This is a genomic window from Nocardia sp. NPDC003979, assembly GCF_053605015.1.
In genome coordinates, this window is the sequence record NZ_JBSGIJ010000006.1 from 174,800 (window position 1) to 199,215 (window position 24,416).

Consider the following 24,416-nt stretch of genomic DNA (forward strand, 5'->3'; position numbering starts at 1 on the left):
ATCAAGATCAAGAGCCGCGTAAAAAAATATCGCAGTGAGCCAATTCGGGCAAGTGTTCGATCCGAGCCCCTCGCCCACGGTCGATGCGCCGGTCAGGGGCGTGCGGCGCCCGGCCCGACCGGCCGGTAACGAACCGACCTGACGGTGTCCAACTGGTGAAACCCACAGTTGGACATGCAGGTTCATGCCCCGAAGTCACGATCCGCCCAGCCTGTGCGTAGAGAATAGAATGGTCTATGCAACTCACAGCCGCGAGCTCGCTCAGGTGAGAATGTGAATTTCGCCGGGAATTATTTCCACGGGACCGAACAAACTGGACGATAGATTAATTCCATCTTGTTTCACATCGCCGCCGGGCATCGGGCCGCGGCGCGAGCCCCCAGCTGCCGCACCCGTCGCCGTTGCAAGCCCCATCGACACGCGGGACCTCCCGCGGCGATCCCGGAACGAGCCGCGACGGCCATGCGCCGAATCAACCCCTGAACTGCAGCGTTAGGATGATGCTCAGCTCCGGGAAGACATCGAAGCTACCCACCGGTAACATAGAATCCCTACCCCTACTGGCGGGTAACTTGGACCGTACTATGATGCGACCTGGGACGAGCGGCACCGCGTCGCTTCGTGAACGAAAGGCCACAGCATGAGCCCCATATCTTTGACGTTGGGCATCATCTCCATTCTGGTCGGTGTCCCCGCGTGGATCGGGTTCGGCCTCGCCATCCGGAAGATGGCTCGGACGATCATGCTCGGGCAGCCCGCTCCCGACCGGTTCACTCCGTTCGTGCCGCGGTTCGCCACCATGATCAAGGAGTTCGCCGCGCACACGCGCATGGTGAAGTTCCGGACCGTCGGCTGGGCGCACTGGCTCGTCATGGTCGGCTTCATGCTCGGCTTCGTCACGGTCTTCCAGGCGCAGGGGCAGATCTTCAGCCCCACATTCACCTGGCCGTTGGTCGGTAACACCTTCGTCTACCACCTGCTCGACGAACTGCTCGCCCTCGGCACCATCATCGGCGCGATCGTGCTGATCGTCATCCGTCAGCTGAACCACCCCCGCGTCCCCGCCCGGCAGTCGCGCTTCTCCGGCTCCAACTTCTTCGCCGCCTACTTCGTCGAGCTCATCGTGCTCGTCGAGGGCATCAGCATGCTCGGCGCGAAGTCCCTCGTCCTGGCCTACACCGGCGAATCCCACGCCAGCAGCGACTTCGTCAGCATGCACATCGCCTCGGTGCTGCCCGCCAGCGCGGAAGCGGTGTCGGTGTTCGCCTTCTTCAAGCTGATGGCCGCGCTGGTCTGGGTCGTCGTCGTGAGCCGCAACGTCAACTGGGGCGTCGCCTGGCACCGTTTCGCCGCGTTCCCCAACATCTACTTCAAGCGTGAGGCCGACGGCGGCGTCGCCCTCGGTGCTGCCAAGCCGATGATGTCGGACGGCAAGGTCCTCACCATCGAGAACGTCGACCCCGATACCGACACCCTCGGCGCGGGCAAGATGGAGGACTTCTCCTGGAAGGGCTGGCTGGACTTCACCACCTGCACCGAGTGTGGTCGCTGCCAGTCGCAGTGCCCCGCCTGGAACACCGGTAAGCCGCTCTCGCCCAAGCTGCTCATCATGTCGCTGCGCGACCACGGTTACGCCAAGGCGCCCTACCTGCTGGCCGGCGGCCGCAAGGACATGGGCGGCGACGAGATCGGCCTGGTCGACGCCGACGGCAAGCCCGACGAGGCCAAGCTGGCCAAGATCACCGAGGAAGCCCGCACCGAGGCCGAGCGCCCGCTCGTCGGCGGCGAGGACGTGCACGGTGTGATCGACCCCGAGGTGCTGTGGAGCTGCACCACCTGTGGTGCCTGCGTGGAGCAGTGCCCCGTCGACATCGAGCACGTCGACCACATCATCGACATGCGCCGCTACCAGGTGCTGATCGAGTCGGAGTTCCCCTCCGAGCTGGCCGGCCTGTTCAAGAACCTGGAGAACAAGGGCAACCCGTGGGGCCAGAACTCCAAGGACCGCCTGAACTGGATCAAGGAAGTCGACTTCGACATCCCGGTCTTCGGTAAGGACGCCGACAGCTTCGACGGCTACGAATACCTGTTCTGGGTCGGTTGCGCAGGCGCCTACGAGGACCGCGCCAAGAAGACCACCAAGGCCGTCGCCGAACTCCTCGCCACCGCGGGCACCAAGTTCATGGTGCTCGGCGCCGAGGAGACCTGCACCGGTGACTCGGCTCGCCGCGCGGGCAACGAGTTCCTCTTCCAGCAGCTGGCGATGCAGAACATCGAGGTCATCAACTCGGTGTTCGAGGGCGTCGAGCAGTCGAAGAAGAAGATCGTCGTCACCTGTGCGCACTGCTTCAACGCGCTCAACAACGAGTACCCGCAGGTCGGTGGCACCTACGAGGTCGTGCACCACACCCAGCTGCTCAACCGCCTGGTGCGGCAGAAGAAGCTGGTCCCGGTCGCGCAGGTCTCCCAGCAGATCACCTACCACGACCCCTGCTACCTCGGCCGCCACAACAAGATCTACAACGCGCCGCGTGAGCTGATGGAAGCCTCCGGTTCGACCCTGGTCGAGATGCCGCGCCACGGCGAACGTTCCATGTGCTGTGGTGCCGGTGGCGCCCGCATGTGGATGGAGGAGCAACTCGGCAAGCGCATCAATGTCGACCGTGTCGACGAGGCGCTGTCCACCAACCCGACCAAGATCGCCACGGGTTGCCCGTTCTGCCGCGTCATGCTCAACGACGGCGTCACCGCGCGTCAGGAGCAGGGCCAGGGCGAGGGCGTCGAGGTGGTCGACGTGTCGCAGCTGATGCTCGACTCGATCACCCGCATCGATGCCGCCGAGCTGTCGGCGAACCTGCTCGTCGTCCAGGAGCCGAAGGCCGAACCCGAGCCGGAGCCCGAACCCGAGCCGGAGCCGGTCGCCGAAGCCCCCGCCGAAGCTGCCCCCAAGGCCGCGCCGGCCGGTGGCGGACTCGGTATGAAGGGTGCTGCCAAGGCGCCCGGTGGTGGCCTGGGCATGAAGGGTGCCGCGAAGGCCCCCGGTGGCGGTCTCGGCATGAAGGGTGCCGCCAAGGCGCCCGGCGCGAAGGCCCCTGCCGCCGAAGCGGAGTCGGCCCCGGCCGCGCCCGCCAAGGGTCTCGGTATGAAGGGCGGGGCGAAGGCTCCCGGTGGCGGACTCGGCATGAAGGGCGGCGCCAAGGCTCCGGGTGCGAAGGCGCCCGCTACCGAAGCTCCGGCCGCCGAATCGGCCTCCGAGACCACCGCTCCCCCGGTCAAGGGTCTGGGCATGAAGGGTGGCGCCAAGGCACCCGGTGGCGGACTCGGCATGAAGGGCGGCGCCAAGGCGCCCGGCGCCAAGGCTCCTGCTGCCCCGGCCGCCGATGCGGCTCCGGCTGCTGAAGCGGCTCCGGCTGCTGAAGCGGCTCCGGCTGCGGAAGCGCCCGCCGAACCTGCTGCCACGGAGACCAAGCCCACGGTCGCCGCCAAGGGCCTCGCGATGAAGTCCGGCTTCAAGCGCCCCGGCCCTAAGGCTCCGGGCGTCCCGAAGCCCGCGGAATCGGCACAGGCTCCGGCCGCCCCGGCGGCGGACCCCGCGACCGAGTCCGCACCGGCCTCCGAAGCCCCTGCCGCCGAACAGGTTTCGGCCCCCACCGAAACCAAGCCGACCGTCGCCGCCAAGGGCCTCGCCATGAAGTCCGGCTTCAAGCGCCCCGGCCCCAAGGCCCCCGGCGCCCCGAAGCCCGCGGAACCGGCAGCGGCCCCCGCCGAACCGGAAGCCCCGGCTGAGCCCACCGCCCAGGAAGACACGGCCCCCGAGCCCACACCTTCCAACGGCAACGGCACCCCACCGGTGGCCCCGCCGACCGCCAAGCCCGGCGGCCTCGGCTTCAAGTCCGGAGCAAAGGCCCCCGGCCGCAAGAACTGACAACTGAACAACCCAGTGAGGCGCGGATTCCAAGAATCCGCGCCTCACTTCTGTTTACCGGGCACTGCCAGGCCCTGATATCATCGAACTCAGGGGTTTGATATCTGGAGGTTGCTGTATGTCCCGAACCTTGATCGACATCGACGACCATGCCTTGAGCCTGGCCGCAGAAGAGTTGGGGACGAAGACCAAGGTGGCGACGGTCAACGCCGCACTACGCGAGGTCGCGAACCGACGTGCCGTGGCGAAGATGCTCCAGCATCTGCGCGATACCGGCACCGACTTGTCAGCAGAGGGAATGCAGGGGGCCTGGCGCTGAGGACGATGTTCATGTTGGCGGACAAGTCCGCCTTCGAGTGGGTCCTCCGGGACCCCGCAGCCGCAGCGGATTTCCACGCTGCCACAAGCACGCCGGGAGCACTTGTCGCCGCATGCCATCTCACCGCCCTCGAGATCGGGTATTCGGCGCGAACGCTATCCGATTACAACGAACGGATCGGCCTGCAGAAGTCGCTGGTGTGGCTGCCGGTCACCGCGGAAGTAATGGATCGCGCACTTGCCGTGCAAGGTCTGCTGGCCGAACGTGGTGCACATCGAATTCCGATCCCGGACTTGATCATCGCAGCGACAGCGGAGGTCCACGGAGCGACCGTGATGCATGTGGACAACGACTATCAGACGATCGCCGAGGTAACAGGTCAGCCGCATCACCGGCTGTCGACCAGTTGATTCAGCAGTCGGCGAACCAGGCCTTGACGTAGCCCGCGGATTGGTAGACGTAGTCCCAGGCCCAGCGGGCGGGTGAGAGGTGGGGGCGTGGGTCGACGAAGAGGAGTTCGCCGGGCCAGCATTTGCCGAGGATGTAGCGGGCGCGGGAGATGTGGGGTGTGAAGGTGACGACGATGACGCGATCCCAGTCGGCCCCGAGACGGGCGAGGGCGCGGCCTTCGCCGAGTGTGGTCCGTGGACTCGGATCGAAACAGATCACCTCGAACGAGTAGCCCCCGTGGCAGATCCGATTCACCATCGCACTGCGCTCATACGGATCCGATATCAACACCCGCGGCGCGAATCCCTCTGCGGCCAAACGCAACCCGAGCTCTTCACGCCCGTCGTGCGCCCCACCGAGCACCAGAATCGCATCCGCACGCCGCGCCTCATCCGTCTGCGGCCGCCCGTACACCGGCCACAGCACCACCCCGAACAACACCACGGCGACCACACAACCCACCACCACCTTGCGGCGCATCCGCCGATGGTATGCCCCCATCCGGTCACCGAGCCCGGCCGACCCCGCCCCGAGCGACATCGACCGAGCACCCACCCGAAAGAGGCAACACCACTGGCCGAGCGGCCGGATCCCGGATAAGTTGTGCCACAGGATCAAACATCGTGCTGCACAGCAGCATCGGTGACACCGGGGGGAATCCGTGGGAACAGAACTGCGCGGCATACAAGAACGCGAAGCAACACCAGCCGCGATCGAAGAGCTTGCGGCCCAACATAACCTAGGTGCACTGCGTGAGGTCTTCGGCCCGTATCAACGCTGGGTATTCACCCGCCTGAACAACGCCCGCCTCTACGTCTACGAGGACGGCCTGGCCTTCACCGGCGACCACCCACCCACCGCCTTCGCCTGGCGCTCGACCTCGGTCTGGAACTACAACCGCTCCATCAACGGCGGTCTCACCGACAGCAGATGGGTGCTCGTCGGAGACGACCGCCGCGCGTTCGCGATCGGCCGCGGCGCCCACGTCACCACTCCGCGCCTCGACGGTCGACGCGTCACCGATATCCAGCGCGGCGCCCCGTTCGTCTTCGAAGGCGTGTGGGGACCCGAGGTGCAGGCAGGCATCGCCCGCACCCAGCTCCCCGATGCCTGGGCCGAACTACAGCGCGGCAAGACCCTGGACTTCCACAAGATCGCGATCAGCGCCACCGAGCTGCACGTGGGCTCGAAGTCACGGGCCTGGTCCGACCTCGTGAAAGCGACCGCGGCCGACGGCATGCTCTGGTTCTACACCCGCTCGCGAAAGTCCATCCCCCTGATCGGACTGGACGAGATCCGCAACCTCGGCCTGGTCATGACCCTCATCAGGCTCCTGGCCGAGCACCACAAACCGAGCTAGCCACTGCTCGATGCACGCCCACGAACCGAACCATGCACACAGCAGCGAGATATCACCGCAGGTAGACGCTCCATACAACGGCGGGACGAACTCACGTTCCCCCCTGTACACCAGATGTTGCGCCCGCCCTTGCCTCGCTGACGCGGCGTAGCCACGCGCGCCGCTTACCAACGAGAGTATGCGATGCACAGTCTTCGGAACGGGGTACCTGGGGGCCACGCACGCAGCGTGTATGGCCGAGCTGGGGCACGATGTGGTCGGGGTCGATGTCGATCCCGGCAAGGTGGCCAAACTGGCCGACGGGGTGGTGCCGTTCTACGAACCGGGGCTGGACGAGGTGCTGCAACGCAACCTCGCGGCGGGCAGGCTGCGGTTCACCACCGACTACGAGGACGCGGCCGCGCACGCCGATGTCCACTTCCTCGGTGTCGGCACACCGCAGAAGAAGGGTGAGTACGGCGCCGACCTGAAGTATGTACACGCCGTGGTCGACACCCTTGTCCCGATGCTGGAACGTCCGGCGATGATCGTCGGCAAGTCGACCGTCCCGGTGGGAACCGCCGCCGCCCTCGGTGTCCGGGCTCGCGCACTCACCGACGTCGACGTGGAGGTGGCCTGGAACCCCGAGTTCCTGCGTGAGGGCTTCGCGGTGCAGGACACCTTGCGCCCCGACCGCCTCGTCCTCGGCCTCGACCGCACCCGTGAGCGCGCCGATTGGGTCGAACAACACATTCGCGACATCTACGCCGATCTCATCGATGCCGAAATCCCTTTCCTGCTCACCGATTTGGCCACCGCCGAATTGGTGAAAGTTTCGGCGAATGCCTTTCTGGCCACAAAGATTTCGTTCATCAACGCCGTTTCCGAAGTCTGTGAGGCAACGGGCGCCGATGTCACGATGCTCGCCGACGCGCTCGGTTACGACGCGCGCATCGGCCGCCGATTCCTCAATGCCGGACTGGGTTTCGGCGGCGGCTGCTTACCGAAGGACATTCGTGCTTTCATGGCCCGCTCGGGCGAACTCGGCGCCGATCATGCGGTCGCATTCTTGCGTGAGGTCGACAACATCAATATGCGCCGCCGCACCAAAGTGGTCGACATGGCCGCCCGTGCCTGCGGTGGCTCCCTGCTCGGCGCGAACGTCGCCGTGCTCGGCGCGGCGTTCAAGCCGGAGTCCGATGACGTGCGCGATTCGCCCGCGCTCAACGTGGCCGGGATGATCCAGCTGCACGGCGCCGTGGTCACCGTGTACGACCCGAAAGCGGTGGAGAATTCGCGTCGCGTCTTCCCCACGCTGAACTACGCGACCTCCGTCGCCGAGGCGTGTGATCGCGCCGATGTGGTTCTGGTCCTTACCGAATGGAATGAATTCACGGATTTGACGCCGGCCGATCTGGAGCCGGTGGTACGTTCCCGTTCGATCATCGACGGTCGCAATTGTCTGGATCGTCACGCCTGGCGTGATGCCGGGTGGGTGTACGCCGGACTCGGCACCCCGTAGAGTTACGGCGGGCGGGGGCTGGCAGGTTGTGCAGGCTCCGCATGTCGTGCAACGAGATGGGCAGCTGATGAGTGCGGTTTTGGGAGTTTCCGTCGGAGCGGCGACGGTGCGCCTGGCGCGCCCGCAGCCCGGGGGTGCACCGAATTCCTTTCAGGTGCATACCCTTCCGGTCCCCGAACAACACGCGGAAGAATCGGCGGCCGACGCGATCGCCGCCACCCTCGCCGCGGGCCCCGAGGTCGCGGCTACCACCGTCACCTTCCGCAGCGAACCGCAGGCTCGTGCCATCCGCGCCGCCATGGCCCGCAGGCAACTCACCAACTATCAGCTGATTCCCGAAGCCGTTGCCGCCGTGCATTTCGCGCACGCCACCGCCGACCTGCGTGAAGTGTCCACGCTGGCCGTCTACGACCTGGGCAGTTCCGGCCTCACGGTGAGCGTGGTCGACGCGCGAACCAGCGATGTGCACCAGTGTGAACGCATCAGCGACATCAGCGGCGACTACCTCGATTCGCTGATCCGCGAGCAGCAGATCGCATCGGGCCGGATCGCCCACCCCGCCGATCCGGCCGGCCTGGCCGCGCTCGACGCGTTGTGCCGGGCGGCCAAGGAGCAGTTGTCGAGCAGCAACGCGGTGGCGTTGCCGAGTGAGCAGGGGCTGGTGCTGCTCACCCAGGAGAACTTCGAAGCGCTGATGATGCTGGCGATCGAGTCGTCGGCGCGGATGACCCGCGATGTCATCATCCGGGCCCAGCATCCGGTGCAGGCGGTGCTGGTGATCGGTGGCGGGGCCCGGATTCCGCTGATCGCGCGGGTGCTCGAGCGCACGATCGGTGTGCCGGTAATCGTTCCGGTCGAACCGGAAACCGCGTTGGCTCGCGGTGCCGCGTTGCTCGCCAGACCCGCACAGGTTGCGCAGGCGCCCGTCGCGCCGCCGATGGCACCCATCGAGCAGCTCGACGATGTGACGCCCGCCTGGCTCACCGCCCCGACCCGTGGCAGGCGTCCGCTCGCCGCGCTGACCGGTCGCGGCCACAGTCGCCGGGAGTTGAACGGCGCGGTGCTCACGGTGAGTTCGCTTGCGGTGGTCGCGGCGATCGGTATCGGCCTCGGCTACGGCCCCGAGGTGCTCGAGAGCGGTAATTCCAGCGACGGGTCGCAGGCGGTACCGGCCAGTTCGACGCCGCGCTCGACCGTACCGACCACAGCGCCGCCGTCGACCACCGAAGCGGTGCACGGCACAGTGGCAGCTCCGCCCGTCCAGCTGCCGCCTAATACCCCGACGGAAGAACCGGCGCCGACGCAGGGCCCCAACACCTTCACCGTGGTGCCGGGCCTGCCGCCGATCGTGGTGCCGACGTTGCCGCCGGTGGTGCTGCCCGGTATGCCGCCGCCCGGGCGGTAGTTCAGTTCCTGGCGTGCCGGGCGCGTGGCGGCGCGACGGTCGCCTTCTGCGCCCCGAAGGGCCGGGCGAGCAGCACCGCGATGCCGGTGGTCAACGGCACCGACAGGGCGAGGGCGATACCGCCGACCGCGGATCGGGTGATCTCGATGGCGACGGCGTCACCGGTGAGTACGTCGGTGATGGATCGTCCGGCGACGCTGAACAGCAGCAGCAGCGGTAGCGCGCCACCGGCGTAGGCGAGCACGAGGGTGTAGACGGTGCTGGCGATGTGGTCGCGGCCGACGCGCATGGCTGCGGTGAAGATTTCGCGCCGCGAAGCCCCTTCGTCGAGGGCGGCGAGTTCGAAGGCGGCCGAGGCCTGGGTGATGGTGACGTCGTTGAGCACGCCGAGTGAGCCGATGATGAATCCCGCGAGCAGCAGCCCGGTGATGCTGACGTGCTGAATGTAGGTGGCCACGTTGGTGTTCTGTTCTTCGGACAGCCCGGTGAGGTGGGTGACCTTCAACGTCAGCCACGACAATGCCGCCGCCACGAGCATCGATGCCAGCGTGCCGAGCAGGGCCGAACTGGTCCGCAGATTCAGTCCGTGCGCGAGGTAGAGCACCACGTAGAGGATCAGCGCTCCCGATACGAGCGCGACCGGGATCGCCGGTTTCCCGTCGAGCAGGGCGGGCAGCAGGAAGATCACCACGACGCCGAAGGCGAAACACAGCCCGACGAGCGCCCGGAACCCGCGCCACCGCGCGACGATACAGATCACCGCGACGAACGCGATCACGATCAATGTCAGCGGCAACCCGCGCGAGTAGTCCTCGAACCCGTAGATGGTCCCGCCGCTCGGGTCGGCGGCGCGCACGATGCGGATCTCGTCGCCCACCCGCAGATCGGGCTGCCCCGGCCCCGGCGCGATTTCGAACAGCGTCTTCTTACCCTCGTCGGGCCCCGACCGGATGTCGATGATGCTGCGCTGACACGAGTACCCCACCTGCGGCTGCACCGGCTTGTCGGGAAACGCCTTCCCGTGCGAGGGACTCCCACACAGCCCGACTTCCTGCATGACGACGGTCCCGGCCTCGGTTTGCACCGCCCCACCACTGACGGTCCCCATCGGGGCGGGAATATCGATCTCGGGCTTACTCGGCCACAACAGCGCGGTAGCAATCAACACCGCCACCCCGATAACCGCCAACAGCCCGACAACAACCTTGGCCGCGGTAGCCCCGATAGCGATGGGCCCCGAATGATCGTGGTGATGGTGGTGATGATGATCGCTCACCCGAGAGAGCTTAAGGGAATCCGTTTTCAAGAACGACTCGCTGACCCGCCACTCCGAGAACTTCTTGCCAGATCTAGATGCGGGGAGATTTATCCAGGCGGCCAGACCATGGCGGTCGGTACGTCAGCCCGTTCCCGATGAGTTACCCATGTACTCACCCCCGGTACAGGGCGGCGGAGAGCAGGGGGTTGTCTCCGCCGCCCTCAGGCAGGCGCCCAGGGGGGTAGGCGCGCGTACCTAGGGCTCTCGGTCGTCCAGGGGGGGGGTAGACGACCGGGCCGGGGCGCCGAAGCGCCGATGCCTACTGTACACAAAAGTTGGACTTTTGCGCTAGTGCATCTTCAAAATCCCCAGTTTCCGAACCCTGAGTTGGTTTCAGCCGGTCTAACCCTATGCCGTCCCCGTCAAGGCCCCTGACACAGTGACACTCACTGTCGGTAACTGGACAGGAAGTTACCGAACCTTTCGATCGCCACCGCGAGGTCCCGTGCCCACGGCAGCGTCACGATCCGCAGATGGTCGGTGGCGGGCCAGTTGAAGCCCGTGCCCTGCACCATGAGGATCTTCTCTTGTAACAACAGATCGAGCACAAGCTTCCCGTCGTCGTGGATCTCGTGCACATTCGGATCCAGACGGGGGAAGGCGTACAGCGCGCCGCGCGGCTTCACGCACGACACACCGGGGATCATGTTCAGCCGCTCCCACGCCACATCGCGCTGCTCGAGCAAGCGTCCGCCGGGCAGGATCAGGTCCTCGATGCTCTGATGGCCGCCCAGCGCCACCTGGATGGCGTGCTGAGCGGGCACATTCGGGCACAACCGGGACGAGGCGAGCAGATCGATTCCCTCGAGGAATCCGGCCGCGTGGTCCTTGGGCCCGGTGATCGCCAGCCAACCCGAGCGGTACCCGGCCACCCGGTAGGCCTTGGACAGGCCGTTGAACGTCAGGCACAGCAGGTCGGGAGCCAGCGAGGCCAGCGAGATGTGCTTGGCGTCGTCGTAGAGGATCTTGTCGTAGATCTCGTCGGCGAGCAGCAGCAACCGATGCTTGCGCGCCAGGTCGACGATCTGCTGCAGCACCTCCGCCGAGTACACCGCGCCGGTCGGGTTGTTCGGGTTGATCACCAGCAGCGCCTTGGTGCGGTCGGTGATCTTCGATTCGATATCGGCGATATCGGGCTGCCAGCCGTTCTCCTCGTCGCACAGGTAGTGCACCGGGGTGCCGCCGGCGAGGCTGGTCATGGCCGTCCACAGCGGGTAGTCCGGCGCCGGGATGAGTACCTCGTCGCCGTTGTCGAGCAGCGCCTGCATGGTGACGGTGATGAGCTCCGACACGCCGTTGCCCAGGTAGACGTCGTCCACGTCGAGTTCGGGGAAGCCCGGCACCAGCTCGTAGCGGGTGACGATCGCGCGCCGCGCCGACAGGATGCCCTTGGACTCGGAGTACCCCTGCGCGTACGGCAGCGCCGCGATCATGTCGCGCATGATCACGTCGGGCGCCTCGAACCCGAACGGGGCCGGGTTGCCGATGTTGAGCTTGAGGATGCGATGGCCCTCGGCCTCCAGGCGTGCTGCCTGCGCGTGTACAGGCCCACGGATCTCGTAGACCACGTCCTGCAGTTTCTTCGACTGCTCGAGGACGCGCGGGGCGACATGCGGATGCTGTGGACTCACCCACCCCATGTTAGGGATGGTTACCGACCGCGTTCACAGCCGGGGTTTGCCCGCCTGAGCCGCCGTTTCCAGGCAGAACTCCTCGATGCGCTCGTCGAGCCCACGCGCTTCGACCGCATTGCGGTAGTTCGGGGCGGCGATCCGGCGGCGCAGACCGACCAGCCGTTCGCCCAGCTGAGCGATGCGCCGGTCCTCCGGCAGGCCGAGCACCGGGCGCAGGGCGTCGGCCGCACCGTCGATACTTCCGTTGATGAGGTGCGCGGCCGCGTTGTCGACGCGCGCCAGCGACTCGGCACCGTAGGAACGCTGCAGCGGCGGTCCGCTCGAGTACAGCGCGATCGCGCGTTCGGTGGCCGCGAGCGCCTGTTCGGCACGGCCGAGCTGGATGCAGGTGGCGCCCGCGTAGTACGCGGCCTTGGCCGTCGGGAAGCCGAACACCCCGCCGATCTCGTCGTGCAATTCCTCGCGCCGGTCCGGATCGACCGACTCGGCCGTGCGTAGGCATCGGTCGGTCTCGGAGTCGTTCCCCAGCCGCGCCCACACCCGCGCCTCGATATTGAGCAACCGCACGCGCGCCAATCCGCCCGGCGCGAATTCCTGCCCGCCACGGGCTAATTGGACCGCGTTGCGCGGGCGATCCGACCAGTTCTCGATCAGCGCGTGCATGCCGCGCGTCCATGCCCGTAACCCGTTGTGCCCGCTGAGTTCGGCGTAAGCCCAAGCGGCCCTGATCTGTTCGCCCGCGGCATCGAGGTAGCCGAGGTCGGTGCTCGCGTTGGCGAGCAACCCCGACAGGGTGCCCGCCAGTAAATACAGGTGCGAGGTGTCCACCGGTTTCTGCTGCCCGTCGAGCAGCCGGTACACCCGCCGCCGTACACGCAGCATCTCCACCATCATGGGAGCCGGTGCGGCATAGACGTATTCGGTGGCGATCCGTCGCACGTCGGCGTCGAGCTGGGCCAACGTTGTCGGTCCGACATTGGTGCTCTCCGCGGCGGCCGCGTGTTCGCTGGCCTCGTGCGCAGCCGCCATGATCAACTCCCTCTCCGACATCAACTCGGGCACAGCGCTTTTGCTTACCCCCGCGTCGACGAAGGCGAGCAGGTCGGTCTCGCCCGCCGGGGCGAGCAGCGCCGTGAATCTGGCGCGGACCACCTCGTCGGAGCGGGCCAGCGACGTATCGAGTGCCGCCTGGTTCACCGGCCGCGGCTTCACCCGCGACCCACCGGCTTCCCATTTCGACACCAGCCGTTCGTGCACGCCCAGATGAGCCGCGAACTCCCGGATGCTCATTCGTTTGGCATCGCGAAGAGCTCTGGCCTCTCTACCCGTCCACTCCCCGACCACGACGTCACCTCATCCGATGGACAACATCTTCCAGAGTACGAGCGCGACAGTGAGACACACCACATGTTCGCCGAATCGGTTGTCTGAGGCAGCGAAAGGGCGGTGCGGGGCAGTGGTCACCGACCGCCGTGCGGGGTGATCCTGAAGGGGTGGAAGCCAGGACTGTCGATGACTGGGTGCGTTGCTACCAGCGCGAATTCGGGCTGCCCGTGCGCGAGCGTGGTGGCTTCGTGATGTTGCCGATCACCGATCGGTTGTGTGTGGTCCATCTGCCGACCGCACGCGCCGAGAAGGTGTTCGCGCGGTTGCGCGACCAACGAACGGAAGGTCCCGTGCTCGCTCGTCAGATCCGCTGGAGCGTGCTCGCCACACCCGATGCCAGACCCACCGACGATCTGGCCGCCGAACTGTCGGGCCTCGATATCGACGTCCCCGGCACCGGCAGCGCCGTGATGCTCCCGACCAGCCTCGGCCGCTGGAGCCGCGAGGGCTGCCACTGGGTGCGCCCGCCGTGCCCCGGCGACGTGTTCCCGCCGCTCACGAACGTGCTGCGGATCGCACTGGAAGTCGGTCCTCAGCGCGTCTCGACCGCGTTGAGCGAATCGGGCGACAGGGGGAAATTCAGGTACGACCGCGACGGCGTCGGCCCCCGCTGGCCCTGATACTTCGACCCGGCCGCCGCACTCCCGTACGGATGCTCGGCCGGGCTCGTCAACCGGATCAGGCACAGCTGCCCGATCTTCATCCCCGGCCACAGCGTGATCGGCAGATTCGCCACGTTCGACAGCTCGAGCGTGATGTGCCCACTGAACCCCGGGTCGATGAACCCGGCCGTCGAATGCGTCAGCAACCCGAGCCTGCCCAGACTCGACTTGCCCTCCAACCGCCCGGCCAGGTCGTCAGGCAACGTGCACATCTCCAGCGTCGACCCCAGCACGAACTCCCCCGGATGCAGCACGAACGGCTCCCCCGGCTTCGGCTCGACCAGGCTGGTCAGCTCGTCCTGCTGCTGGGCCGGATCGATATGGGTGTACCGGCTGTTGTCGAACACCCGGAACAGCCCGTCGAGCCGAACATCGATACTCGACGGCTGAACCATCGACTCGAGCATCGGCTCGACCCCGAGCCGCCCAGCGGCGATCTCGGCGCGAATGTCACGATCGGAGAGCAGCACCGGCCCAGTTTAAGCAGGTGACGCCCCCACCACCCGACCGAGCCCCCGAAGACTTGCATCCCCGCACGCCAGTTCTGATAGAGTCGCGATCGCACAACTGCCGATGTAGTTCAATGGTAGAACTCCTGCTTCCCAAGCAGGTAGCGCGGGTTCGATTCCCGTCATCGGCTCTCCCGCCTCCCCGCGAACTCAGGCCAGCCCTGGACGCGGGGAGGCTTTTTGTGCGGCCGGTGGTTATAGGGACTGTCGATGCGCGAGGGTTGCGAGCAGTCCGGGGAAGACGACCCACACGGTGATCAGGGTCAACCAGAACACCGGTGGTAGCGCGACCGGGCCGGGGTCGGGGTGCTCGTAGGTCGGAAGCCGGAAAGTTCCGGTGGACCAAATGAGCCAGAGTGCGAAATCGATGAAGTACAACGAGCAGCCGGCGACGATCGCCCGCCGCCACCCGCTCGCAGCACCGACGATCAATGCCACACCCGCGAGGCCCACAACGACCAGCTTGGTGACGAGGAGGTTGTGGTGCCCGCCGAGACCTCCTCGTCCGGTGCACCTTCCACCATCAACAAGAACGAGTAGACCAACACCAGTACCGCAGCGACGCAGGCCCCGAGTCCAGCAAGAACGCGAGCCCAGCCGCTCGATGAGAACATGACGGCAGGATAGACAACCAGACTGCGCCATCTATGCCACTTACTCGTCCAGCCGGCTCCCGCTGAGTACTCAGGCCTCCGCGCGGAGCGCTGCCCGCCTGGTTCCGGCTCATCCCGCGGCTGGTCCGCCGGCCGACCGGCGCGGTAGCAGCAGGGCCGGGATCAACGCGAGCGTGATCATGACGGGAGCGATCAGGTAGGTGTGCTGGAACGCCTCGGCCAGGGCGGGAGCGATGTCGGCGCGCCGGGCCGGCTCCATGCCGTGCAGCGCTTGCAGCCCGCCGGTCACCGGGAGCATGGCGCCCAGGGTCACCGACGACACCGCGGTGCCGACCGCGAGGGCGGTGGTGCTGATCATGTTCAGCACCGTCGATCCCGCAGGCTGATCCTCCCGGCTCAGCGATCGGGTCGCGGTCGTGATGACCGGCATCATCGTGCCGCCACCACCGGCGCCCATGAGCAGCATGCTCGCGCCGAGTGCCCAGTACGACGCGTCCGCGTCCAGCTGGACGATGAACAGTACGAAACCGGTGAGTGCCACCGTGATCGATAGCGGCAGGTAGCGGCCGGGCGGAATCCGATCGATCAATCGGCCCGCCACCTGCATGGTGAGACCGGAGGCCAGCGCGAACGGGATGCCCAGTGCACCTGCCACCAGAGCGGATTCGCCACGGACGACTTGGAAATACAAGGGCAGCAACAGCATCGACCCGAAGTAGCCGCCGGCGAACAGGGCGAGCAGCAGCGCGGCAGGGCCGCTGATCCGGTTGCCGAGGACCCGCAGGTTCAGCAGCGGATCCTCGGTGGTCAGGGACCGTCGCACGAAGGCGGTGATGAGCACGGCCCCGGCCACAAGCGGGACAAGCACGGCGGGCGTGGCGAATCCGGCCTGCTCACCGGCCGCGGTCACCCCGTAGATCAGCAGGGCCAGACCTGGCGACATCAACAGGAGCCCGGGTAGGTCGAGTGCGTGCCGAGGTTCCGGCAGGTCGTCGGGCACTATCCGCGCGGCCAGGACCAGCACCAGCACACCCATCGGCAGGTTGATGAAGAACATCCACCTCCACGACACCTCGTCGATCAGGTAGCCGCCGATCACGGGCCCGAGCAAGGGGCCGACCAGAATGGCCAGACCGAGGGTGCTCATCAGCCGCCCGAGCCCGTCCGGCCCGGCCGCGCGCAGCAGGATCGTCATCGCGACCGGCATGAGCAGCCCGCCACTGGCGCCCTGCACGACCCGGAAAGCGATGAGCGATTCCATGTTCCAGGCCAGCCCGGCCAGCACGGAACCGATCGCGAACGCGGCGACCGCGGTCAGGTACAGCCGTTTGGCGCCGAACCGGCCGACCAGCCACGCCGAGGCAGGCACCACAGCGCCGAGCGCGAGCGAGTAACCGGTCGCCACCCACTGGATGGTGTTCAGGCCCGCGTCGAATTCCGCGGACAACGTATTGATCGAGACATTGACGATGGTCTGGTCCAACGTGGCCATGATTGTGCCGAGCACCAGCACCAGGGCGATCGTCATCGGATTGCGGGCGGCGACGGGCGCTGCAGCCTTCGCGGTAGTGATCACGACCCTCACGCCCCGTATGGGTTCGCGGCACGGGCGGTACGCAATGCCTCGCCCCACCAAGTCAATTGCTTCAGCATGGTCTTGGTGGCGGTGACCGCATCGGACGGATCGGCCAGCTCACCCGTGTCGTCGAATCGCCGCCACGGGTTCGCGAAACTGACCGTGTCACGGATGGTGACCGCGTGCAGTTCGGCGAAGACCGGCCGCAGATGTTCCACCGCGCGCAGACCACCGGAAATCCCACCGTAGGAGACGAAACCCACCGGCTTGGCCTGCCATTCGACGTGATGTTCGTCGATCAGGTTCTTCAGCGCACCCGGGTAGCTGTGGTTGTACTCGGGCGTCACTACCACGAAAGCGTCCGCACTGGAGAGCTTTTCAGTGGTCTCTGCCCGCGACGGGTGATCGGTGACCGCACCGAAGGCGTGCGACAGCGCGACCTGTCGGGTATCGACGATCTCCACCTCGAGGGCGCCGTGGCGCCGAAGCTCACCGACGAACCAGTCCGCGACGGTTGTACCGAACCGACCCTCCCGGGTGCTGCCGACAACCACCGCGACTCGCAGCGGAGCCGTACCCAGACCGCCTCGCGACCCTGCGGAATCGACGTGCCAGTTGCTCATTGAGGCCCCTCCTCTGGACGATCGCACCAGCTTTGGCGCTGCCCACAGCCTCCAACCTCAACTTAAATTCAGGTCAAGCCCTGTGATCGAAGCCATATCCCCTCCGAGCCCGACCACTACCGCGTCAGTGGCTTTCCGAATACGCCACTGCCGCGCCGAGATTCCCCGCCGCCAGGTCCTCCGGTGCGATGAAGCAGTAAAACATCCCCATGTCACCGAACCCGATGCCGTTGCCACCGTCGTGGTCGATCTGGGCAAGCAACAGCTGCCCCTCCGGCAGATCCCGGTGCGAGTAGAAGCGCTGTTCCGCCGCGCTACCAGGCAGAACTCCGCGGTCGTTCTCACCCTGAATCTGGTACGACCAGCCGCCGATCTGATGCCCTGCGCTGGTCGATCAGCCGAGACGGGATATCAGCCTCGGTGGTCGCCACCCCGCCGGGGACCAGCAGACGATTCCACCGCCGTCATGAAACAGCGAAATGGTCCCCGCATCAGGCAAATTCAGATCTATCGCGGGTAGCTTGCCCAGATCGATGGTGGCGACGTGCTCGTAGTAGTGCCCCACGGTTCTCGGCCAGTCGAAGCCCTCCGGCAACACCGGTGCGCCACCGAGCCATCAGCTACCACCGACAACGATCCGAGCGCAGGACCGTCCCGGCGTCAGCCGCCCAGCTTCACGCACTCGGCGGCGATCTTCGCCTGAGCCGCACCCACTTTGGCCGCGTCTTCCTCGTTGAGCTCCTTGGCCTGGTCGCCGGCCTGGCCGTTGGCGACCATCACGCGCAGGCCGTCTTGGGACATGCCCGAGTCGAGAAACACCTGGGCGGCGCAGTCGGCGAGCGAGACGTCCTTCAAACCCTTGTCCTGCAGGGATTTCGACAGTTCCGCCTGGGTTACCGCAGGCTCTTCGCTGCCGCAGGCCGACAGTGCCGGCAGCGCGACGAGCGCTGCGGCGATCAGACAGATCCGCACTCTGTGTGTCCTCCCGGTCGACACGCATCGGCCGATGCGTGGCCGAGTTGGATCATGCCCGAACGGCGGCGGATGGGCCACACCCTCGAACTGACTCATGAGTAAGATCGGGTCATGGGAGAGCACATCGATCTGCGGTTCGAGAACGCACGCGCTTTTGTCACGCTGAATCGTCCGGCGAAACACAATGGACTGACGCTGGAAATGTTGCGTGACCTAGTCACAGCGGCGGATGCGGTGTCCGTGCACAAGGAAATTCGCGCGGTCATCGTGACAGGTAACGGCCCGAGTTTCAGTAGCGGACTCGATATAGCCGCCGCGACCCGCGACCCGATCGCCATTGTGCGGGAATTCCTGCCGCGACCGTGGCGGGGCACCAATACTTTCCAGGAAGCCTGCTGGGCATGGCGACGCCTCGACGTCCCGGTGATCGCCGCGGTGCACGGCCGCTGCTTCGGCGGCGGGCTGCAACTCGCCCTCGCCGCCGACTTCCGCATCGCCGCTCCTGGCGCCGAGTTCTCGGTGATGGAAGCCGCGCACGGCCTCATTCCCGACATGTCGGGCACCGCATCGTTGTCGCAGCTCATCGGCATCGATCAGGCCCTGCTGCTCACCATGACCGCCGAGCGCGTCGACGCCGATCACGCAAGAAGGATCGGTCTGGTCACCGATATCGCCGACAATCCGGTGGCCGCCGCCGAGTCCCTGGCCGAGCGGATCGCGGCCCGCGATCCCCGCGCGGTCGCCGCCGCCAAGCGCCTGTTCGACCGGTCCTGGCACCGGCCCGCACGCGGCAGTTTCGCCGCCGAGCGTGCCGCGCAAATTCCCCTGCTGCTCCGTAAGGCAATTATTCGCTGACGGGGACAAGTAAACGTCGCCCCAACACTAGGTCGCCTCACAGTACTTCGGCCCGCGTCCGGCTGTTAGTTTCAGTTCACCAATCCGACGGAAAAAGTGCACCGAATCAAACAGGTGCGCTTATTCCCGTGTGCCCGGAGGCTGACGTGAACGAATCCGGCTCGCTCGCGATGACCGTATTGGCGGGGGCCGCGGCGGTACTGCTCGTCGGTACGGCGCCCGCCACGGCCGACCCGAACGCCGTCAACCCGATCCCGGTCCTCAACGGCACCTACGGCCTGCCGGTCCTGCACGGCCGGGCACAGGCCGTGTTCCAGGTGACCGGCATGGCGAGCCCGAACGCCACCCACGCCTACAACGTCCTCGGCACCGACCTGGGGATCATGTGGGACAACGGGCACGGCGAGATGCTCACCGCGTTCGGTGACACCGCGGGCGTCGGCCTCCCGAACCTGTTGCGCGACAGCAAATGGGCTTGGCGTTCGAACTTCCTGGCCCGCAGTTTCAGCCGCAACCCGGCCGAGGGCATTCATTTCCACAGTGTGGTGCGCGACGGTATCGGCCAGGCCCGCGAACTCGTCTTCAGCCCGAAGGACGGCGAGGAGATCAGCCGGATCCCCACGGCGGGCGTGTCGGTCGGCGGGGTGCAGTACATGTCGTTGATGTCGGTGCGCAGCTGGGACGCGCCCGGCGAGTGGACCACGAACTATTCGGGATTGGCTGTGTCGTCGGACAACGGCGAGACATGGGCGGACCTTGCCCATACCCGGAGGCCTAACGACAACGGCCACCACAAGTTCCAGATGAACGCCTTCCTGAAGGACGGCGGCTTCGTCTACGAATTCGGCACCCCGCCGGGCCGCGACAACGAAGCCTTCCTCGCCCGCGTGCCCGAGGGCGAGATCGAGAATCTGGACGCCTACGAGTACTGGGACGGCGGCGGCTGGAAGCGCGGCGACGCGAACGCCGCGGCCCCCATCATGGCCGGGGCAGCCGAACTGTCGGTGATGTACAACGAGCACCTCGGCCAGTTCGTCTCCCTCACCACCGACCCCGCCAATTCGGTGGTGCTGCGCCGCGCACCGTCACCGGAAGGCCCGTGGAGCCCGCCGGAAGTCCTCATCGATGCCCGCGAACTGCCCACCGCCTACGCCCCGCAGATCTTCCCGTACCAAACCGGCCGTGACCTCTATTTCCTCACAACCGTCCACACCCAGTACAACGTCATCCTCATGCGCACATCCCTCTGACAGTTCGACCACCGCAAGTAAGCACATGGGTAACTCACCGGGCACGGGCTAACATGGCAGCGACACACCGCCAGCCGCGTCGCACCGAGAACGCACCTGAGTCTGGCCGAAATTCGCGGGGAGGCGGAACAGCATGGACGCGGCGGAGTGGGACGCACGCTATGCCCGCAGCGAATTGGTCTGGGGCGCACCGCCCAACAGCACGGTCGTCGAATACGTCCACGGCCTCGACCGCAGGCTCCCGGTGCAAGCCGACGGCACCGCCGCCCCGATGCGCGCCCTCGATCTGGCCTGCGGTGAAGGCCGCCACGCGCTGTGGCTGGCCACCCACGGCTGGCAGGTGCAGGCCGTCGACTTCGCCCAGGTCGGTATCGACAAAGGGCGAACGGTCGCCGCGCGCCTGTCGCGGTCGGTACGTTCGCGCGTCGAGTGGACCTGCGCCGATATCACCGACCTCGACGCGGCGGGTGTCAGCGGTCCGTTCGAACTGATCCTGATGGTCTTCGTCCACCTGCCACCGCAGGAGCGGCGCCAACTCCTGCACCAACTCGCGTCGATGCTCGCTCCCGGCGGCATGCTGCTGGTCCTGGGCCACGCCACCCGCAACATCACCGACGGTTACGGCGGCCCGCAGGATCCGACGATCCTGTTCGCTCCCGACGACATCCGCGCCGATCTCGAGGGCACCGGCGTCACCATCACCACCGCTCGCGAGGTGTTCCGGCCCACCGAGGGCGCCGATGCCATCGACGCCCTTGTCGTGGCCGAGTCAGTCGAACCGACCGCGTAGCTGCTCGGCGAAAGCCCTGGCCGAGGCCAGATCGTCTTCGCTGGGCCGCCCCTTGTTGAGCCCTCCGATCAGCGCGAGCGGTCCCATCGTGTCGAGCCCTCGGCAGGAAAATCCACCGACCAGTTCGAACCCTTTGTTTTCGAGCTGCTCGCCGAGATTCCGCAGGTAGGGACGCAAACGGGTCTCGGGTATGCCACTGGTCGCGAAGATGAAGGCGTCGCGGTTCTGTCCGGGAGGCAGCGCGTCGACGAAGGCGCGCAGCCGGGCGTCGAGCGACATCCAGTACACCCCCGACCCGAACCCGATCAGGTCGTAATCACCCAGCTCGGCGGCGCTGATCTCGGCCGGATCCACCACCCGCGCGTCGAGCACCGAGCCGATGGCGTCGGCGACCTTCCTGGTATTGCCGAGCGCCTTGGACGTGCACACGATGAGCGCTTTCATTGGCTCCCCCTACCTGGTCCGATGTGCCGAAAGCCTAACTCCACCGGCCGAACCACGGTTGCACTGTCGCCGCGATCACGTCGAATCCGGTGCGGAAGGAGTGAGGTTGTTTGGGAATGACGCGCACCTCGGCGGCATCGGCCGGGTCGGGGATCCCGAACGGGTCGCTGCCACCGTTGATGACGACCACCTGCGCGTCGCCCACCGACACCAACTCCTCGCGCCGGGACTTCTCGGGCTTTCCGGGCGGGTGCAACGGAAAAGACAGGGCGATCACCCCGCGCGCGCCCAGTTCGACGGCGGTCCGGCACGCCACCCGCGCACCGTTGCTCCGGCCGCCCTGCACGAGCGACACACCGGGGAATCGATCGCGCAACGCCGTGACGATCTCGACCCATGCCTGGTCCTGGGCCACCGCATTGCCCGGCGCCCGCCGCCCGGCAACCCGGTACGGCTGCACAACCCGGGCTACCGCGGCACCGGCGGCGAGGGCCGAATCACGCACGGTGAGAATGTCTTTCGCATCGACGCCGCCGCCCGCCCCATGGGTCATCACCAGCAGGAATGCCGGGTCGGTCACCTCGTCGAGCTCGATCTCGGCCGGGCCGGCTGACGTCTCGATGCGCACACCTCACGGTAGCCCCGCGGTCGCCGCGAGCAACGTCTCGGCACGCGCGCGTGTTTTTCACGTCACATTGCTGACGAACCCCTTTGCCGAGAGCCTTACCCATCGGTAATATGGTGAATAAGTTACCCGCGAGTAGCATGCGGAAAACCGGACAGCTACCCGGTGGACGACCTGACGGGCGGGAACGGCACACAACCGACCGCACCAGAACTCAACGGAGAGTGAGTACTCACATGGGCCACTACAAGGCAAACGTTCGCGACCTCGAGTTCAACCTCTTCGAGGTTCTCGGCGTCGGCAAGGTGCTCGACGCGGGCGCCTTCGGCGACCTCGACACCGACACTGTCAAGGAAATGCTCTCCGAGGTCCGCCGCCTGGCCGAGGGCCCGCTGGCCGAGTCGTTCGCCGACGCCGACCGCAACCCGCCGGTCTTCGACCCGAACACCCACACCGTCACCATCCCCGAGTCCTTCAAGAAGTCCTACAAGGCGCTCGAGGACGGCGAGTGGGTCAAGGTCCCGCTGCGCGAGGAGCTCGGTGGCCTCGGTGCCCCGTCGGTCATCGGCTGGGCGCTGGCCGAGATGGTGCTCGGCGCCAACCCGCCGATCCAGATGTACGCCGCAGGCGCGGGCTTCGCTCAGGTGTTCTACAACAACGGCACCGATGAGCAGAAGGAATGGGCGAAGAAGATCGCCGAGCGCAACTGGGGCGCCACCATGGTGCTGACCGAGCCCGACGCGGGTTCCGACGTCGGCGCCGGCCGCACCAAGGCGATCAAGCAGGAGGACGGCTCCTGGCACATCGAGGGTGTGAAGCGCTTCATCACCTCGGCCGACTCCGACGACATGTTCGAGAACATCATGCACCTGGTGCTGGCCCGCCCCGAGGGCGCCGGACCGGGCACCAAGGGCCTGTCGCTGTTCTATGTCCCGAAGACCCACTTCGACTTCGAGACCGAGACCTTCGGCGACCGCAACGGTGTGTTCGTCACCAACGTCGAGCACAAGATGGGCATCAAGGCCTCGGCCACCTGTGAGCTGACCTTCGGTGGCCACGGCGTGCCCGCCAAGGGCTGGCTGGTCGGCGAGGTGCACAACGGCATCGCCCAGATGTTCGACGTCATCGAGAACGCGCGAATGATGGTGGGCACCAAGGCCATCGCGACCCTGTCGACCGGTTACCTGAACGCGCTCGAGTACGCCAAGACCCGCGTGCAGGGTGCCGACCTCACCCAGATGACCGACAAGACCGCGCCGCGCGTCACCATCACCCACCACCCGGACGTGCGTCGCGCGCTGGCCATGCAGAAGGCCTACGCCGAGGGCCTGCGTGCCATCTACCTCTACACCGCCGCGCACCAGAACCCGGAGATCGCCGAGGCCGTCTCGGGTGCCGACAAGGACGTCGCGTTCCGCGTGAACGACCTGCTGCTCCCGATCGTCAAGGGTGTCGGTTCCGAGCGCGCCTACCAGTACCTGACCGATTCGCTGCAGACCTTCGGAGGCTCGGGCTTCCTGCAGGACTACCCGATCGAGCAGTACATCCGCGACGCGAAGATCGACTCGCTGTACGAGGGCACCACCGCCATCCAGGCGCAGGACTTCTTCTTCCGCAAGATCGCCCGCGACCGCGGTGTGGCCCTGGCTCACGTGGCCGGCCAGATCCAGAAGTTCCTGGACGCCGACAACGCCAACGAGCGCCTCAAGGGTGAGCGCAAGCTGCTCGCCACCGCGCTCGAGGACGTGCAGGCCATGGCCGCCACCCTGACCGGCCACCTGATGGGTGCCCAGGAGCAGCCGTCCGAACTGTACAAGGTCGGCCTGGGTTCGGTCCGCTTCCTGATGGCCGTCGGCGACCTGTTCATCGGCTGGATGCTGCTGAACCAGGCCGAGATCGCCCTGGCCGCCCTCGACAACGGCGCCACCGGCTCCGACGTGCCGTTCTACACCGGCAAGGTCGCCTCGGCGCAGTTCTTCGCCCGCAATGTCCTGCCGGAGCTGACCGCCACCCGTCAGATCCTCACCACGCTGGACAACGACATCATGGAACTCGACGAAGCCGCCTTCTGAGCTGTGCTCGGATAATCACTGCCTACGAGGCCCCGGAGTCCACGACTCCGGGGCCTCGTGGCGTACGGCTTGTAGACTGGGTCGGCGGAATCAGTCCGCCCGAGAGCGTCCGGGAGGAGCGGT

At 66.6% G+C, this 24,416-nt stretch carries 22 protein-coding genes, 1 tRNA gene and 2 pseudogenes; 12 read left to right on the forward strand and 13 right to left on the reverse strand.

What is annotated here, in order from left to right; all coding sequences use genetic code 11:
• The first annotated feature begins 640 nt into the window (after positions 1 to 640).
• The 3 genes from ACWEVR_RS15735 (at position 641) to ACWEVR_RS15745 (ending at position 4,654) form a co-directional block, all read left to right on the forward strand.
• Positions 641 to 3,925 carry a (Fe-S)-binding protein gene (locus ACWEVR_RS15735; protein ID WP_452467500.1) on the forward strand — a complete coding sequence of 1,095 codons (3,285 nt, stop codon included), beginning with the start codon at positions 641 to 643 and terminating at the stop codon, positions 3,923 to 3,925.
• Positions 3,926 to 4,043: 118 nt separating this feature from the next.
• The gene (locus ACWEVR_RS15740; RefSeq protein WP_452467501.1) at positions 4,044 to 4,244 is read left to right on the forward strand and encodes a type II toxin-antitoxin system VapB family antitoxin; all 201 of its coding nucleotides are present in this window, start codon (positions 4,044 to 4,046) and stop codon (positions 4,242 to 4,244) included.
• An 11-nt stretch (positions 4,245 to 4,255) separates the two neighbouring features.
• A complete protein-coding gene (locus tag ACWEVR_RS15745) occupies positions 4,256 to 4,654 on the forward strand; it encodes a PIN domain-containing protein (protein WP_452467502.1) in 399 nt (132 codons plus the stop codon).
• A 1-nt stretch (position 4,655) separates the two neighbouring features.
• On the opposite strand, the gene ACWEVR_RS15750 is transcribed toward ACWEVR_RS15745, so the two are convergent.
• On the reverse strand, positions 4,656 to 5,174 hold the full coding sequence (locus ACWEVR_RS15750; protein ID WP_452467503.1) for a YdcF family protein: 519 nt from the start codon (positions 5,172 to 5,174) through the stop codon (positions 4,656 to 4,658).
• 181 nt (positions 5,175 to 5,355) lie between these two features.
• Between ACWEVR_RS15750 and ACWEVR_RS15755 the strand changes: the two genes are divergently transcribed.
• The 3 genes from ACWEVR_RS15755 (at position 5,356) to ACWEVR_RS15765 (ending at position 8,960) form a co-directional block, all read left to right on the forward strand.
• Positions 5,356 to 6,054 carry a hypothetical protein gene (locus ACWEVR_RS15755; RefSeq protein ID WP_452467504.1) on the forward strand — a complete coding sequence of 233 codons (699 nt, stop codon included), beginning with the start codon at positions 5,356 to 5,358 and terminating at the stop codon, positions 6,052 to 6,054.
• 178 nt (positions 6,055 to 6,232) lie between these two features.
• Positions 6,233 to 7,555 carry a UDP-glucose dehydrogenase family protein gene (locus tag ACWEVR_RS15760; protein WP_067497104.1) on the forward strand — a complete coding sequence of 441 codons (1,323 nt, stop codon included), beginning with the start codon at positions 6,233 to 6,235 and terminating at the stop codon, positions 7,553 to 7,555.
• 154 nt (positions 7,556 to 7,709) lie between these two features.
• The gene (locus ACWEVR_RS15765; RefSeq protein ID WP_452467505.1) at positions 7,710 to 8,960 is read left to right on the forward strand and encodes an Hsp70 family protein; all 1,251 of its coding nucleotides are present in this window, start codon (positions 7,710 to 7,712) and stop codon (positions 8,958 to 8,960) included.
• 1 nt (position 8,961) lies between these two features.
• On the opposite strand, the gene ACWEVR_RS15770 is transcribed toward ACWEVR_RS15765, so the two are convergent.
• From ACWEVR_RS15770 to ACWEVR_RS15780, 3 genes are all read right to left on the reverse strand, one after another.
• Positions 8,962 to 10,236: a YibE/F family protein gene (locus ACWEVR_RS15770; RefSeq protein WP_067643761.1), complete on the reverse strand. Its 1,275-nt coding sequence runs from the start codon at positions 10,234 to 10,236 to the stop codon at positions 8,962 to 8,964.
• Positions 10,237 to 10,664: 428 nt separating this feature from the next.
• The gene (locus ACWEVR_RS15775; RefSeq protein ID WP_067643759.1) at positions 10,665 to 11,918 is read right to left on the reverse strand and encodes a pyridoxal phosphate-dependent aminotransferase; all 1,254 of its coding nucleotides are present in this window, start codon (positions 11,916 to 11,918) and stop codon (positions 10,665 to 10,667) included.
• A 24-nt stretch (positions 11,919 to 11,942) separates the two neighbouring features.
• Entirely contained in the window at positions 11,943 to 13,202 is a 1,260-nt protein-coding gene (locus ACWEVR_RS15780; RefSeq protein WP_166655743.1) for an XRE family transcriptional regulator, read from the reverse strand.
• A 203-nt stretch (positions 13,203 to 13,405) separates the two neighbouring features.
• Between ACWEVR_RS15780 and ACWEVR_RS15785 the strand changes: the two genes are divergently transcribed.
• On the forward strand, positions 13,406 to 13,918 hold the full coding sequence (locus ACWEVR_RS15785; RefSeq protein WP_452467506.1) for a hypothetical protein: 513 nt from the start codon (positions 13,406 to 13,408) through the stop codon (positions 13,916 to 13,918).
• Here ACWEVR_RS15785 and dcd read toward each other — a convergent pair.
• On the reverse strand, positions 13,831 to 14,430 hold the full coding sequence (dcd, locus tag ACWEVR_RS15790) for a dCTP deaminase (protein ID WP_067497111.1): 600 nt from the start codon (positions 14,428 to 14,430) through the stop codon (positions 13,831 to 13,833). The genes ACWEVR_RS15785 and dcd overlap by 88 nt on opposite strands.
• Before the next feature lie 99 nt (positions 14,431 to 14,529).
• Between dcd and ACWEVR_RS15795 the strand changes: the two genes are divergently transcribed.
• Positions 14,530 to 14,600: transfer RNA gene (locus ACWEVR_RS15795), tRNA-Gly, on the forward strand.
• Positions 14,601 to 14,664: 64 nt separating this feature from the next.
• Here ACWEVR_RS15795 and ACWEVR_RS15800 read toward each other — a convergent pair.
• From ACWEVR_RS15800 to ACWEVR_RS15825, 6 genes and pseudogenes are all read right to left on the reverse strand, one after another.
• Positions 14,665 to 14,922 carry a hypothetical protein gene (locus ACWEVR_RS15800; protein ID WP_452467507.1) on the reverse strand — a complete coding sequence of 86 codons (258 nt, stop codon included), beginning with the start codon at positions 14,920 to 14,922 and terminating at the stop codon, positions 14,665 to 14,667.
• A gap of 270 nt (positions 14,923 to 15,192) precedes the next feature.
• Complete coding sequence (locus ACWEVR_RS15805) at positions 15,193 to 16,659, reverse strand: DHA2 family efflux MFS transporter permease subunit (RefSeq protein ID WP_452467508.1); 1,467 nt, start codon at positions 16,657 to 16,659, stop codon at positions 15,193 to 15,195.
• 5 nt (positions 16,660 to 16,664) lie between these two features.
• Positions 16,665 to 17,282, reverse strand: a complete 618-nt coding sequence (locus ACWEVR_RS15810; RefSeq protein WP_452467509.1) for an NADPH-dependent FMN reductase — start codon at positions 17,280 to 17,282, stop codon at positions 16,665 to 16,667.
• Between the two features lie 124 nt (positions 17,283 to 17,406).
• A pseudogene (locus ACWEVR_RS15815) lies at positions 17,407 to 17,658 on the reverse strand (DUF1963 domain-containing protein); the annotation flags it as partial.
• Between the two features lie 18 nt (positions 17,659 to 17,676).
• A pseudogene (locus ACWEVR_RS15820) lies at positions 17,677 to 17,883 on the reverse strand (hypothetical protein); the annotation flags it as partial.
• 59 nt (positions 17,884 to 17,942) lie between these two features.
• The gene (locus ACWEVR_RS15825; RefSeq protein ID WP_452467510.1) at positions 17,943 to 18,254 is read right to left on the reverse strand and encodes a hypothetical protein; all 312 of its coding nucleotides are present in this window, start codon (positions 18,252 to 18,254) and stop codon (positions 17,943 to 17,945) included.
• Positions 18,255 to 18,368: 114 nt separating this feature from the next.
• Between ACWEVR_RS15825 and ACWEVR_RS15830 the strand changes: the two genes are divergently transcribed.
• The 3 genes from ACWEVR_RS15830 (at position 18,369) to ACWEVR_RS15840 (ending at position 21,152) form a co-directional block, all read left to right on the forward strand.
• Positions 18,369 to 19,112 (forward strand): crotonase/enoyl-CoA hydratase family protein, encoded by a 744-nt coding sequence (locus ACWEVR_RS15830; RefSeq protein WP_452467511.1) that lies wholly within the window; start codon positions 18,369 to 18,371, stop codon positions 19,110 to 19,112.
• A 170-nt stretch (positions 19,113 to 19,282) separates the two neighbouring features.
• Complete coding sequence (locus ACWEVR_RS15835) at positions 19,283 to 20,362, forward strand: DUF4185 domain-containing protein (protein ID WP_452467628.1); 1,080 nt, start codon at positions 19,283 to 19,285, stop codon at positions 20,360 to 20,362.
• 133 nt (positions 20,363 to 20,495) lie between these two features.
• Positions 20,496 to 21,152 (forward strand): class I SAM-dependent methyltransferase, encoded by a 657-nt coding sequence (locus ACWEVR_RS15840; RefSeq protein WP_378670239.1) that lies wholly within the window; start codon positions 20,496 to 20,498, stop codon positions 21,150 to 21,152.
• Here the strand turns inward: ACWEVR_RS15840 and ACWEVR_RS15845 are convergent.
• Entirely contained in the window at positions 21,132 to 21,596 is a 465-nt protein-coding gene (locus tag ACWEVR_RS15845) for a flavodoxin family protein (protein WP_452467512.1), read from the reverse strand. The genes ACWEVR_RS15840 and ACWEVR_RS15845 overlap by 21 nt on opposite strands.
• A gap of 34 nt (positions 21,597 to 21,630) precedes the next feature.
• Positions 21,631 to 22,224, reverse strand: a complete 594-nt coding sequence (locus ACWEVR_RS15850; RefSeq protein ID WP_452467513.1) for an alpha/beta hydrolase family protein — start codon at positions 22,222 to 22,224, stop codon at positions 21,631 to 21,633.
• A gap of 233 nt (positions 22,225 to 22,457) precedes the next feature.
• On the opposite strand from ACWEVR_RS15850, the gene ACWEVR_RS15855 reads away from it, so the two are divergent.
• Entirely contained in the window at positions 22,458 to 24,293 is a 1,836-nt protein-coding gene (locus tag ACWEVR_RS15855) for an acyl-CoA dehydrogenase (protein ID WP_357394152.1), read from the forward strand.
• Positions 24,294 to 24,416 lie beyond the last annotated feature (123 nt).